The sequence below is a fragment of the Pseudescherichia vulneris NBRC 102420 genome (assembly GCF_000759795.1).
Classification (GTDB): Bacteria; Pseudomonadota; Gammaproteobacteria; order Enterobacterales; family Enterobacteriaceae; genus Pseudescherichia; species Pseudescherichia vulneris.
On record NZ_BBMZ01000031.1, the window covers coordinates 18,977 to 32,587 of the forward strand.

Annotated in this window: 13 protein-coding genes; 9 read left to right on the forward strand and 4 right to left on the reverse strand. The window is 49.6% G+C overall.

What is annotated here, in order from left to right:
* Window positions 1-189 precede the first annotated feature (189 nt).
* On the reverse strand, window positions 190-1,215 hold the full coding sequence (locus EV102420_RS19015; protein ID WP_223163989.1) for an alpha/beta hydrolase: 1,026 nt from the start codon (window positions 1,213-1,215) through the stop codon (window positions 190-192).
* Window positions 1,216-1,488: 273 nt separating this feature from the next.
* On the opposite strand from EV102420_RS19015, the gene EV102420_RS19020 reads away from it, so the two are divergent.
* The 7 genes from EV102420_RS19020 (at window position 1,489) to EV102420_RS19050 (ending at window position 7,869) form a co-directional block, all read left to right on the forward strand.
* Entirely contained in the window at window positions 1,489-2,655 is a 1,167-nt protein-coding gene (locus EV102420_RS19020; protein ID WP_172462253.1) for an aldo/keto reductase, read from the forward strand.
* A gap of 14 nt (window positions 2,656-2,669) precedes the next feature.
* The gene (locus EV102420_RS19025) at window positions 2,670-3,350 is read left to right on the forward strand and encodes a heavy metal response regulator transcription factor (RefSeq protein ID WP_042395260.1); all 681 of its coding nucleotides are present in this window, start codon (window positions 2,670-2,672) and stop codon (window positions 3,348-3,350) included.
* 15 nt (window positions 3,351-3,365) lie between these two features.
* Entirely contained in the window at window positions 3,366-4,823 is a 1,458-nt protein-coding gene (locus tag EV102420_RS19030; RefSeq protein WP_042395321.1) for a heavy metal sensor histidine kinase, read from the forward strand.
* A gap of 64 nt (window positions 4,824-4,887) precedes the next feature.
* Window positions 4,888-5,364 carry a (R)-mandelonitrile lyase gene (locus tag EV102420_RS19035; protein WP_042395262.1) on the forward strand — a complete coding sequence of 159 codons (477 nt, stop codon included), beginning with the start codon at window positions 4,888-4,890 and terminating at the stop codon, window positions 5,362-5,364.
* On the forward strand, window positions 5,342-6,103 hold the full coding sequence (locus EV102420_RS19040; RefSeq protein WP_042395264.1) for a carboxymuconolactone decarboxylase family protein: 762 nt from the start codon (window positions 5,342-5,344) through the stop codon (window positions 6,101-6,103). The genes EV102420_RS19035 and EV102420_RS19040 overlap by 23 nt, the downstream gene beginning before the upstream one ends.
* Window positions 6,104-6,112: 9 nt before the next feature.
* Window positions 6,113-6,697, forward strand: a complete 585-nt coding sequence (locus tag EV102420_RS19045) for a flavodoxin (protein WP_042395265.1) — start codon at window positions 6,113-6,115, stop codon at window positions 6,695-6,697.
* A 107-nt stretch (window positions 6,698-6,804) separates the two neighbouring features.
* Window positions 6,805-7,869: an alpha/beta hydrolase gene (locus EV102420_RS19050; RefSeq protein WP_042395267.1), complete on the forward strand. Its 1,065-nt coding sequence runs from the start codon at window positions 6,805-6,807 to the stop codon at window positions 7,867-7,869.
* Window positions 7,870-8,160: 291 nt separating this feature from the next.
* Here EV102420_RS19050 and EV102420_RS22405 read toward each other — a convergent pair whose 3' ends face one another.
* Window positions 8,161-9,141 carry a hypothetical protein gene (locus EV102420_RS22405; RefSeq protein WP_131406031.1) on the reverse strand — a complete coding sequence of 327 codons (981 nt, stop codon included), beginning with the start codon at window positions 9,139-9,141 and terminating at the stop codon, window positions 8,161-8,163.
* A 27-nt stretch (window positions 9,142-9,168) separates the two neighbouring features.
* Entirely contained in the window at window positions 9,169-9,894 is a 726-nt protein-coding gene (locus tag EV102420_RS20945; protein WP_052512388.1) for an Ea47 family protein, read from the reverse strand.
* 883 nt (window positions 9,895-10,777) lie between these two features.
* Between EV102420_RS20945 and EV102420_RS19065 the strand changes: the two genes are divergently transcribed.
* Both EV102420_RS19065 and EV102420_RS19070 read left to right on the forward strand, forming a co-directional pair.
* A complete protein-coding gene (locus EV102420_RS19065) occupies window positions 10,778-11,629 on the forward strand; it encodes an aldo/keto reductase (RefSeq protein WP_042395272.1) in 852 nt (283 codons plus the stop codon).
* A 26-nt stretch (window positions 11,630-11,655) separates the two neighbouring features.
* Complete coding sequence (locus EV102420_RS19070; protein WP_042395274.1) at window positions 11,656-12,645, forward strand: aldo/keto reductase; 990 nt, start codon at window positions 11,656-11,658, stop codon at window positions 12,643-12,645.
* Between the two features lie 34 nt (window positions 12,646-12,679).
* Here the strand turns inward: EV102420_RS19070 and EV102420_RS19075 are convergent, their stop codons facing one another.
* Complete coding sequence (locus EV102420_RS19075; RefSeq protein ID WP_042395278.1) at window positions 12,680-13,573, reverse strand: LysR family transcriptional regulator; 894 nt, start codon at window positions 13,571-13,573, stop codon at window positions 12,680-12,682.
* Window positions 13,574-13,611: the final 38 nt, after the last annotated feature.

The following is a 13,611-nucleotide window of genomic DNA, read 5'->3' on the forward strand; positions in this document are numbered from 1 at the left end:
TTCATCGTTTTCATTCCCGGTTCCAGATTAGGTCTATGAATTCCATTCATAGCGTCTATTTAAGCAGCGTAATTATCTTTAACCGCAACTTCGTTAATCTGGGTCTATCGCGTGAACACGCAAGCGGAAAATGGCTACAGCTGATGGACATACCCCAGCCTGCACGGCTGGGGCGTCATCGGAGGCTAACTAAATATTTTTATCGAAGAAGACGTCTAACTTTTGCATTGCCTGGTCAACGTATTTGGGCACCCAATACGTCTCGATATGGGTAGCGCCATCGATCAGGAAGAGTTCTTTGTCCTTCGTACCGGTGGCTTTCGCGAACGCATCTTCAGTCATATAGAGCGTATCCGCTTTTGTACCGGCAATCATCAGCAGCGGTTTATTGATGAGATTGATATGGTCCGTTACGTCAAAGCTCATCAAATCCAGAAGACTGCTGGTGGTGTATTTAAACGTGGAGTTCGGGTGCGCGTGGGTTTTCCAGTAGTACTCGTAGCCCTGGCGATACAAGGCAAAAGGTAATTTAGCAATCTGTTCATCAGTCAGGTTGGCATCGCCGGAGTAAAGCACTTCTCCTCCGGCTGCTTCCTGAGCACGTGCGTCAGAAGCCTGCTGAAGACGCTGCTGGATAGTATCCAGCTGTGAATCCTGCATACCGTTGCGGCGCACAAGGCCTGAATTAAACATGCTGATGGTTGCTATCGATTTGAACCGCTTGTCAGTTTCGGCCGCAACAAGTGAATACCCGCCGCCTCCGCAAATACCCAGCAGACCAAGGCGGGCGGTATCTACACCAGGATACTGACTGATGTAGTCAGCCATGCCGTGGATATCCTCAATGCGATTAGCGGGTTTATCCACGCTGCGAGGCATCCCACCGCTGGCACCCTGATAAGCCGCGTCGGCAGTAATGGTGATGTAGCCCTGCTCGGCGAGACGCTGAGCATATAACCCGGCGACCTGTTCTTTTACGCCACCGTTAGGATGTGCAACCACCACGGCAGGATATTTTTTGGCGGGATCGTAGTTAGCAGGGGTATAGACATTCGCAGCAATCTGGATGCCATGCAGATCGTATTTCACTGGGTGAATGTTGACCTTACCTTTGACGTTCTCGGTGATGGCTCCGTCATAGACGAGAGTGAATGGATTTTTTTTGTAATCAGCCGCATTGACTGAGGTCACTCCGGCCATAGCCGTGAGTAGCATTGCACTGATAAGCGTGAATTTCATGGTCTCTCCCGATGAGTGTCGGCCTGGTTATACAGGCTCGCAGAATCAAATTTGCAGGTTCAGATTAGGCGGAGAGGACTGTCAGCATCGTGACAGGGAAATAACATTTTTGTCAGGAAACAGAATGGATAGGTAGGTGTTTCTGACAACGCTGTCAGGTAGCCGTCAGCTTTATGTTGGCAATCACAACGCAGAATGGTCCCGCTTAAATGAGAGTCATGTTTAATTTTCTGAGAAACGGAGCGATCAATGGAAAGCCAGAATGCCCCAACAATGCCAGAGCGGCGCAAGCTATTAGTCGCCGGGGCCGGTATTGCCGCCGCCTCGCTGATTCCCCACGTATCAGCGGCGAGCCAATCCTCTCAGGTCGATTCATCCAGACAACCCAGTCAACGCAATGCTGCTCCGGGCAAGCGTAAAATCGGGAAGCTGGAAGTTTCTGCCGTCGGTCTGGGCGTGCAGAACATGAGTCGCAAATACGACACGTCCGTTCCCTGGCGTCCTGAGATGATCAATGTTATCCGTCGGGCATTTGATGAAGGGGTAACGTTCTTCGACGCTGCTGAAGCCTACGGTCCCCTTGAAGTCGAAAAAATACTCGGGGAAGCGGTCGCTCCTTTCAGAGACAAAATCGTTATCGCCACTAAATTTGGCTGGAATATTGATCAGCAGACAGGCAAGCGCCTGCCTGGTCTCAACAGCAGACCGGAGCATATCAGACTGGTCGTGGACAATATGCTCAAACGCCTGCGTACCGATCGCATCGATTTACTGTATCAACACCGTGTTGATCCCAAGATTCCGATCGAAGATGTCGCCGGTGTGGTTAAAGATTTAATGGATCAAGGGAAAGTCCTGCACTGGGGTCTGTCAGAAATGGGTATCAATACGCTGAAGCGCGCCCATGCGGTATTACCCGTGACCGCCGTACAAAGTGAGTACTCCATGCTCTGGCGTGGCCCAGAAAAGCAGGTGCTTCCGGTATGTGAAGAGCTGGGCATTGGGTTCGTGCCATGGAGCCCACTCGGCGTGCAATTTTTAACGGGCTGGATTGATGAGAATACCCGGTTCGCTGCCGGTGATTTCCGCGCGACAGAAACGCGTTTCTCGCCTGAAAACTTGCCACACAACTTACAGCTGGTTGAACTACTGAAATCCTGGGCAATACGAAAAAATGCGGCACCGGGACAGATTGCTCTGGCATGGCTCCTTGCGCGTAAACCCTGGATTGTCCCCATCCCTGGCACCACCAATAAAGACCATATGCTGCAAAACACAGCGGCTACCGGCGTATCGCTGACTTCCGCTGAGATGACCGAGCTCACCCGCTCACTGGATGCGATCACTATCCAGGGGCAACGTCTGCCGGATGCCGTGCAGGTTTATTCCGATGTTGAAGCACCAATGAAAAGTTAAGAGGAAGTCCCGTTATGCGCCTGTTGTTAGTCGAAGATGAAGAAAAAACGTCAACCTATCTCTCCCGTGCGCTGGGTGAGTCCGGGTTTACGGTAGATGTCTCTGCAGATGGCGCGGAAGGACTTCATTACGCGCTGGAGTTCGACTACGACGCGATAATACTGGATGTAATGCTGCCGGGGATGGATGGTTACCGGGTACTTGAGGGTGTGCGAGCAGCCAAACAGACGCCGGTGCTGATGCTCTCGGCTCGGGGTTCGGTCGATGAACGCGTTAAAGGGCTTCGCCTTGGCGCGGATGATTATCTGCCCAAGCCCTTCTCGCTGATTGAGCTGGTGGCGCGTATTCAGGCACTGGTGCGCCGCCGCGCTACGGATGGCGCAGACATCACTCAGCTGCAAATTCACGATATGCATCTCGACCTGCTGGCTCGTCGCGTATTTCGCGCCGGAACACGGCTGGAGCTGACCGCGAAAGAATTTTCCCTGTTGAGCCTTTTGGCTCGGCATCAGGGAGAGATTCTGTCAAAAATGATGATTGCGGAGCAGATATGGGACATGAATTTCGACAGCGATGCCAACGTGGTTGAAGTGGCCATTAAACGACTTCGGGCCAAAGTGGATGCGCCGTTCGATATCAAGCTGTTACATACCGTTCGTGGCATGGGGTATGTCCTCGAAGTCCGGTCCGAATAAATGAAGGGGATAAGCATGCTTAAGCGTTCCATCTCCGTTCACCTGGCGCTGATGTTTGCCTTATCCGCGCTACTGATTGTTTCCGTTATCGGCATCCTGCTCAGAAGCTCCTTGCATGACTCTTTGCAAAAGCAGATGCACAACGAGTTGCTGTTTCGTGAGTCATTAATGAGTCCGTGGATCACCGCCCGAACCTCGGCTGACGGCTGGTCGACGCTGGCCAATAAATTCACCGTGTTAACCAATTCTGAAGGTGAACGCGTTCGCTACTGGATTGTGAGCGATAACCCACGCTTTAGCATGGGGGGAACGCCACCGGTGGGTGTTCAGTGGTCTTCTTTACAGGAAGGATTTAATAAAGTGCCAGGTGCATCAGAAGGTGCCTGCTCGCTGTTTCTGTTAGTGAAAACTATCCCCGCCAACGGTGAAAGGCCTGAGCTGCGCTATGTGGTTGCCATCGACTCCACGCCGTACATGGGCACACTCGATGCGTTCACGCGTACACTGCTGATCATTACCGCACTGGGCGTCGTGATTGTCGCCTTACTGGGATACGTCGTTTCAAGGATCGGTCTTCGTCCCGTTGGGGCGCTCAGTAAAGAGGCGAGGCAACTCGCTCCCGGGGACCATGGTCAGCGCCTGAATACCGAAGCATTACCTGACGAATTACAGCAGTTAGCATCATCTTTTAATGGCGTTCTGGAACGGCAAGAGGTCGCCTGGCGACAGCTCGAAAGCTTTAACGCCGATGTTGCGCATGAACTTCGAACCCCACTGACTAATCTGATCGGCCAGACGCAGCTGGGTCTCTCACGCCGACGTTCACAGGATGAACTGGAAGAGTTATTGGGTTCCAATCTGGAAGAACTTGAACGCATGACGTCGATAGTTAACGACATGCTGTTCCTGTCCCATGCTCATACGGGTGAGCATGCTTCCCAGCTTACGCAGGTGTCCCTGCGGGAAGAAACCCTAAAAACAGCGGAGTATGTGGAACCCTCTTTTGCTGAAAAACAGCTCTCTCTCGATGTTCAGGGCGACGTCACCGCGGACATCGACCGACGACTTTTCCACCGTTCACTGGCCAATTTACTGGAAAACAGCGCAAGACACTCCCCCTCCAACAGTACGGTTACGGTGCGGTTAAGCGAAACCGGTCATCAAGCCTGTGTTGAAGTGTCAAACCCGGGCGATCCAATAGCACCAGAGCACTTACACCGGCTTTTCGAGCGGTTCTATCGCGTTGACACCTCCCGGGCCAGGAGTGATACCCATCATGGACTGGGCCTGTCGATCGTGCGTGCCGTCGCCATTATGCACCGGGGAGATGTCTTTGCCCGTAGTGAAGGAGGCATCAATACTTTTGGCCTCACCTTTGCGCTACATGCGGATAAAGCGGCGGGCAATGCTCAATCCGGCACTGAGCCGGGGCCCGGGTTAACTGACAGAATTGTCAGGGGGGCGTCAGCCTGACGTCATCACCCTCTCGATAAAATCATCGCAGGCAATCCCCTCTTCATTGATAAGGACGCTTTGCATGATCGGACATTTACGTTACCTCGGGCTGTTACTGCCTATTACATTTTCATCCTGGGCAGCGGAACAAAATCCCGCTGTCCATATCGCTCCAGCAGGAAGTCAGAACGCGGTGTTCGGGCCAGCCGAGAACTTTACCGGTCGTGTCAGGGTTGATCCTCTCTTCAAACCGGATAACGACATCCCTGTTTCCGGGGCTTATGTCACGTTTGAACCCGGCGCTCGTTCCGCCTGGCATACGCATCCGGCAGGTCAGCGGCTGATTGTGACCTCGGGTGTTGGGCTCACCCAACAAGAAGGCCAGCCGGTGCAGGTTATCCGCGCCGGTGACGTTGTCTCTTGCCCGGCGGGCGTCAAACACTGGCACGGGGCGGCCCCCGGCAGCGCGATGACGCATCTGGCGATAACTGGGATTGTGGATGGCAAAAGCGTTAACTGGATGGAGAAAGTGACAGATGAACAATACCACGCCCATTAAAACATTAGCGGCAGCGGTACTGCTGACCTTTGGTTTTGGTCTCGCGGCACATGCTGCGCCCGTCAATAAAGGAGCCTCAGAAATGAACCACGAACAAAAGGTTTCAGATACGCTGTCAGCTCGCCAACAGGCCATCCCGTTGATTGCAGCATCGATGGCCAGCAGTCAGATGGATAAGCTGAATGCAGCCCTGAATCAGGGACTGGATGCCGGGCTCACGATAAACGAAACCAAAGAGATTCTCGTCCAGCTTTATGCCTACACAGGCTTTCCCCGTAGCCTGAATGCACTTAGCGAACTGATGAAGGTCGTCGAAGCACGTAAACAACGTGGTATCAAAGATGTTGAGGGTAAAGAACCGGTTGCCCCGATCCCTGTCGGGGATGAGCTTCGCCGTGTCGGTACCGCAAACCAGACAAAAATCTCAGGCGCTCCCGTCCAGGGCCCGCTGTTTGATTTTGCCCCGGTGATTAACCAGTTCCTGCAAACGCACCTTTTCGGCGACATTTTCGCCCGTGATAACCTCGACTGGCAAAGCCGCGAGCTGGCAACGGTTGGCGCATTAGCGGCCACGCCAGGCGTCGAATCACAACTGCTGTCGCATACGCGAGCAAGCATGCGGGTCGGCCTGACGGCGTCGCAGCTGCGCCAGCTGGCACAGGTTCTGCGTGAACATGGCGAAAGTGATGCAGCAACGCGAGCTGAAAAGGCGCTGCAGCAGGCGCTTGCAAACAATTAGGAGTGGGTTATGGAGCATGATCCCAACCGCAGAATGTTAATCACCGCACTTGCCGGACTCACACTGGCGAACATTTCTCTGGCATCAGCGGCGACCGGAACCGCAAACGTGCAGGTTAAAAGCAGTGTTCTGGTGGCGTACTTTTCCCGTAGCGGAAATACACGAGTTATTGCGGGTGTCATTCACCGCGGGCTGAATACCGATCTGTTTGAAATCGAACCGGCTACGCCTTATCCGGAAGACTATTTTCAGACCGTTGAACAGGCGAAAAATGAGCGTGAGCGGGGAGTCAAACCCGCATTAAAAAATAGTGTTGCAGATATCTCACGTTACGAGATCGTGTATTTAGGTTTTCCGATCTGGGGGACCAGCGTGCCGCCTGTAGTGCAAGCATTTCTCAGCAACCATAACCTTGCGGGCAAATTACTCATTCCCTTCATTACTCATGGCGGCTACGGCAAAGGAGACAGTGACGATATTCTTACCCGCCTCGCCCCAACTGCGCGTCGGGAAAAACCGCTGGTTATTGAATGCGACCAGGAGCGAAGAACAACTGAAAGGGTCAACAGTTGGTTAGAGACAATACGCAGTTAATCGTCCGCATTCATGAGTCTGCCAAATAAGGGCAATCAGGGGTGCTAAATAATTAACGCTGACAACTCAGATATGATTGAACGGCAAACATAACAGAGGATGTAATCTTGAAGACAATCTTAAAAACGCTGGCCATCTGCGTAATGGCGGGTGGCCTGGTGGCTCAGTCGGTCTATGCCGAGTCGCTGGTCATTCAGGAACAGGGAAGCTTTTCTGCTGGTGGTACCATCATCACCGCCCCAGGAACATTTGATGCGAAAAAGCCGCTGGACTCTGCTGGCCAAACCTACCATGGCGATCATGCGTCTGTGTTCTACCAAATCCCGGAAAATCCGCATAAATACCCTATCGTCATGCTGCACGGCGCAGGTCAGTTCTCCCGTACCTGGGAAAGCACCCCGGATGGTCGCGAAGGGTTCCAGAACATATTCCTGCGTCGCGGGTTCTCAACCTATCTTGTCGATCAACCGCGTCGGGGCAGCGCCGGACGTACGACTGTAGAAGGTACTGTTACGCCTAAACCGGATGAACAGATGTGGTTCAACCAGTTCCGCGTTGGCGTGTGGCCAGAGTATTTTAAGGGCGTTCAGTTCTCTCACGACAAAGAAGCACTGAATCAGTATTTCCGTCAGATGACCCCGAACACCGGGCCGTTTGATATCAATGTTATCTCTGATGCGATGTCCGCTGTAGTAGACAAATCCGGCCCGGCTATCCTCTTCACCCACTCTCAGGGTGGCGGACCAGGCTGGTACACGGCGATGAAAAACAACAAGGTCAAAGCCATTGTCGCCTTCGAGCCAGGAAGCAGCTTTGTCTTCCCGGAAAAAGAACTCCCAGCCCCTATGCCAAGCGCGTTCGACACGCTGAAGGGTGAGCCTGTGCCAATGGAGCAGTTTATGGCACTGACCAAAATCCCGATTCTGATTATTTACGGCGATAACATACCGGATAAACCTGTCGCCATGCCCGCGCAGGACAGTTGGCGCGTACGTCTGGCGATAGCTCGGGAGTGGCGCGACGTGGTGAACAAGCATGGCGGGGATGTGACTGTGACGCATCTACCTGAAGTGGGAATTAAAGGGAATACCCACTTCCCGTTCTCTGATTTGAATAATGTGCAGGTTGCTGATTTGGTCAGTAAATTTTTGGAAGAAAAAAATCTGCAGTAGATCGAGATTGTATTGAGCCTTCATTAATGAAGGCTCAATACAAGCATCAGTTTTATCAAAAAAAAATAAAATGGGAACGTGACAGTCTGCTTAGAGCGAGGTGCGGAACTTGGACTTTCAAACTTTACAAAGTAAAGTTGTCTTCATCATCGCCATCGCTTACTTCACCCACATCACCGCTTGCCTCAAAAAGTGCGTGGAGCTAAAACTGGTATGCTTACAGCACGCCTAAACATGCTATCTGCATTATCAGTGCTTGATTCATATGATCACTATGAAACAGTGGGGAATTTATATATTCAACAGTTTTTTTTCAAAATTTTGATTCAATTCATCCTCAATTTCAAACCGTGTCTTCAAAATAGATAAATGAGGTTTAAACTCAATCCAACTACTATTTGATAGATTTGTTAATCGTTCTGATTCACCTAAACCAAGGGAAACTGCGCTGAATAATGGACCAACTATTGGTGTAAAACCAAGAACTGAACATACTTTCCCCGCCAAGGTGGAAAACCTATTAATAGTTTGATGCTTGGAGTTTTTAAGATTGCTCTCCAGCGCTAATTCGTAAAGTTGTTTTTTTGATTGATTCGCATTAGCCTTAAGAATAGATGTAACTTTAGCACTATATTTTCTAGTGTCTTTATCCTGTTTAATATAGTGCAATAAATCGATGCTGTTTATTTCAAAATCAGGAACGATCAATGCAGCACTGTGCATTACCGGATCTGAAAAACTGACAATATTTTTATTCACATTGTTATACTGGGGATCAATTTCAGAAAGTCTTTTCATAATCAACCTTCGTCCAGTTGATGAAATAATCTCCGCTCCATACCTAAGAGAGAGCTCAATATCACAAATTACTTGGAATAATATTTGGCTCTTAGCATGATTAGGAACTTTTGTCAGGACTCTGGAAATCACTGGATCTGTCAGTGCCCAATCAATGTAGCACTGATGTTCTATATAGTTTATTCCAATGGAGGAAGGCCTAGAAGGCATTCTTAATCCAAAATCAGGATGATAGTACTCTTCGTCTGACCAATAACTGTTAGAATCTGGTAAGGGATTGTCGACAGGAGAAAAAATCACCTCGTCATACAAAGTAAACAAAGTTAAAGATAGTCTAGATATCTCATCGCTTTTATTTCCCCATAAAGTTTTATAGTAACCATGATTTTGACCAAACCCATTTCCCGCTAATTCTTTAGCGAAAAACTCTTGAACCGCTCCAGAATATGGAAAACTTAAAATTACTTTGCTCAAATTAACTCCGAAAATTTAGTGCAGCATTCAGCGACTTGTCCGCTGTAATACTTCGTTAACAGTTGATTGCAATCCATATTTGGTGAAATACTGCTCCATCATCTCATCACCTTGAAACTCACGAGCTAACAGGCGCAATCGTTGAAAATTTTTATCTTCCTCATGGTAGGGTATATCTGTATATCCTCTAGGAAAACCAGCAGCCTCTTCAATGTCTTCAATCACCCAGCCAAGCAACTCAAGACCTTCTTCCGTGAAGATTGCTCTTGGATCTGCATACACCCAAAAATCTCTATAGCAGTTTTCGACGACTTTCAGTACTTCGACAAAATATTCTTCTGCCAGTTTAGTAACTTCACCAACTGGAGCGCCTTTCAAGTCGTCGATATCTACAAAATAAGAAACATGCTTTATCTTTCCTTCTCGGATTGTGCCAGTGTGGCCAACGGGTATATCACCGACTTTTTGTATGTAATTGCGAAGATTGACAAAATACTTTGCAAGCCCGTTTGATTTAAGTTTTTCCTGATGAGACACATACCAGCTATCAAAACCAGGGTACTTAGTCATAACCGCTTGTAGTGCAAAAGTAATGCTCCGTGTTGCTGAAGCGAACGCGCTTAAAACATAAGCAAATTCATCATAATGCCCCTGAACCTCTTTAAGCTTTTCGAGAAAATAATCGCTTTCACCAACTTTTGCAGCCACTATATGAAAGCCTCGTGAAGGAAACTGAAACTTTTCTATTACCATCTAACTCTCCATAAACTGTGTTTTCCGTTTGTTAGCCATTAATTACTTACATAAATAAGTCTATTGTTCAATAGAACAATCAGATAACCATGATAATTTTATTTTGCTATGTGACCCTGAAGTGATATAGTTCATGAAAAAATAGCGGTTATCAGAATAGATAAATGAATGTAATTCATTAGTTGTATCTGTGATTTCTACCATTTTCGTATCCTATCGAACGCGTGATCATCCCCTGCCCCTATCAGATCTATGAACTTCATTTATAGCACTTATTTAAGCAGCGTAATTATCCTTAACAGCAATTTGGTTAATCTGAGTGCATCACCTGAGTCAGCAACGCGGAGATGGTGGACATCTCCAATCCTGTAGGGTTGGGGTGCTACTCTAGTCTAACAAATTGTTTTTATTGAAAATTTATGAATGTTTTAATCACTTAGATTTGCATCACCGGAATAAAGCACTTCGCCTCTGGCTGCTTCCTGAATACGTGCGTCAGACACCAGTTGGAGACGCTGCTGGGTAGTATCCAGCTGTGAATCCTGCATAACATTGCAGCGTACAAGGCCTAAATTAAACATAATGATATAAAGCCTGAACCTTCTTAAAGAAAAGATGCTGCATCAATTTTTTACCAGCTTTTCTTTTCATAAAAGACAGGAAATAGCCACACTCTACACATGAAAAAGCCCTCTCGAGGAGGGCTTAAGCTTTCAAATGGTGACCTGCGTCATGTAGTTAATCGAGTATACCGGATGGGCAGTCCTTGCCTTCTCCTCTAAATTAATGAACACATCTAATAAACCCTAGCTAATTACCCCATCTAATCGAATAAATCAGTTTGCGTTATGCTTTTCCAACACAACAGCTGAAGGATAACGTCATGCAAACTGTAAAACTGAACAACGGGATTGAAATGCCCCTGCTGGGCTTTGGTGTGTTTCAGATGTCTGATGCCGCTGAATGCGAAAGAGCCGTTATTGATGCAATCGATACGGGATACCGCCTGATCGATACCGCAGCGTCTTACCAGAATGAAACCCAGGTCGGGAACGCACTGAAACAAACCGGTATTGCCCGTAACGAACTCTTTGTAACGACCAAACTTTGGCTACAAGATACCAATTACGAAGGCGCTAAAGCACAGTTCGAACGATCCCTGAATCGACTGCAACTTGATTACGTTGACCTGTACCTGATTCACCAGCCTTACGGCGATGTCCATGGGGCCTGGCGCGCCATGGAAGAACTGCAGCAGGCAGGAAAAATTCGCGCCATTGGCGTCAGCAATTTCCATCCTGACCGAATGGCCGACCTTATCGCCTTCAACAAGGTTGCCCCTGCGGTGAACCAGATTGAAGTTAACCCCTTCAACCAGCAGCTACATGCCGTTCCATGGAATCAAAGCCATGGCATTCAGCCGGAAGCCTGGGCACCGTTTGCTGAGGGTAAAAATGGCTTGTTCCAGCATCCCGTGTTAACGGCAATTGGTCAGAAGTACGGCAAAAGCGTGGGTCAGGTTGTGCTGCGTTGGATCTTCCAACGAGGCATCGTTTCACTGGCGAAGTCGGTGCGAAAAGAACGTATGGAAGAGAACATCAACATTCTCGATTTTGAACTCAGCGCTGAAGATATACAGCAAATTGCTGCCCTCGACACCGCTACCAGCGCCTTCTTCTCTCACCGTGACCCGGCAATGGTGGAATGGCTGACTGGCCGCAAACTTGATGTTTAAGTCGCGATAAAAGAGTTATTCATTCAATGCAAAAACGTTATCTGGGTAATTCCCGACTCGAAGTCTCCGCGCTTGGGCTCGGTTGCATGGGATTAAGCCACGGCTATGGCCCGGCGACCGATACCCGACAGGCTATCGAGCTCATTCGCGCAGCGGTTGAACGTGGCGTCACCTTCTTCGATACCGCTGAAGTGTATGGCCCCTTTCTTAATGAAGAGGTTGTCGGCGAAGCCTTAAAACCATTTCGTGACCGCGTGGTCATCGCCACTAAGTTTGGTTTTACTTTTGGCGACGACAACAAGCAGCAGATTTTAAACAGCCGTCCGGAGCATATCCGTGAAGCGGTGGAAGGATCATTACGCCGTCTTAAGACTGATGTCATTGACCTGCTATATCAACACCGTGTCGATCCGGATGTCCCGATTGAAGATGTTGCGGGAACCGTGAAAGACCTGATTGCTGAAGGCAAAGTCAAACATTTTGGTCTGTCCGAGGCGGGTGCGCAAACCATTCGTCGTGCGCATGCCGTACAACCTGTCACTGCCCTGCAAAGCGAATACTCCATGTGGTGGCGCGAGCCTGAGCGGGAGATCCTGCCGTTGCTGGAGGAACTGGGTATTGGTTTTGTGCCCTTCAGCCCATTAGGCAAAGGCTTCCTGACGGGATCGATTAAGCCAGGAACCACTTTTGGGAAGGATGATTACCGCAGCACGGTGCCCCGTTTCGCCGAGCAGGCGATTGAAGCCAATGAAAAGCTGGTCTCATTGCTGGGTGAACTGGCGGCAGAGAAAGGCGTGACGTCTGCACAAATCGCGCTGGCATGGCTGCTGGCACAAAAGCCGTGGATTGTTCCTATCCCTGGTACCACGAAACTGCACCGGCTGGAAGAAAACCTGGGGGCCGCCGACATCATCTTTTCTCAGGATGACTCGCGAAAGATAACCCAGGCGCTTGAAACGATTAAAATCGTCGGCGAACGTTACTCTCCTGAACACCAGGCCCGCGTAGGCCGTTAATATCCGTACGGGTCCGCTGAGATTGGCGGACCCGTTATTCCTGGTAGCGAAGTGCATCGATCATCAGTGCAAAAGCGGGTGGATGCTGCTTACGGCTCGGGTAGTAGAGGTAATATCCGGGGAAAGATGGGCACCAGTCCTGCAAAATCTGAATAAGCTCTCCTGACTTTATATAATCCTGCACCCTGTCTTCAGGTATGCAGGCGATACCAAAACCGGATAACGCCGCATCAATCCTTTCCGCCTGCAGATTAAACGTTAGCTGCCCTTCCACTCTGACCCGTAACGGTTTCCCTTCCTTCTCAAACTCCCAGTGGTAAAGCCCACCGGCTGTCGGCAGGCGCATATTGATACACCGATGATTTTGTAGCTCGTGCGGCGTTTCTGGTGCAGGTTTTGTAGAGAAATAAGAAGGTGCTCCCACCACAGCCATTCTCATGTCCGGGCCAATTCTTACCGCAATCATGTCCTTATCCACGCTTTCGCCCAGGCGGATCCCGGCATCAAAACGCCCCTCAACAATATCGACAAAGCCGTTATCCACCACCAGTTCGAGATTAATTTCCGGGTATTCCCTGAGAAAGGGTTTTAACTTCGGCCATACCAGACTTCGCGCGGCATGCTCCCCGGCAGATAAACGAATATTGCCGGAGGCATTGCCGTTTAGTTGAACAAGCGATTCAAGCTCCTGCTCCAGATCGGCAATACGAGGTTCAAGACAGGCAATAATTCTCTCACCGGCTTCCGTAGGGGCAACGCTTCGGGTCGTACGGGTCAGAAGACGGATATTCAGCCTTTCCTCCAGGGCCTTCATCGCGTGGCTGAGTGCAGACTGAGAAACGCCCAGTTTGCCCGCAGCTTTGGTAAAACTTCGCTCCCTCGCCACCACAAGAAAGATTTGCAGTTCATTGAAGTTTTCTTTGAGCATCGGCGATTTCCTTATGGAGGCATTCCCTTCATCGCACA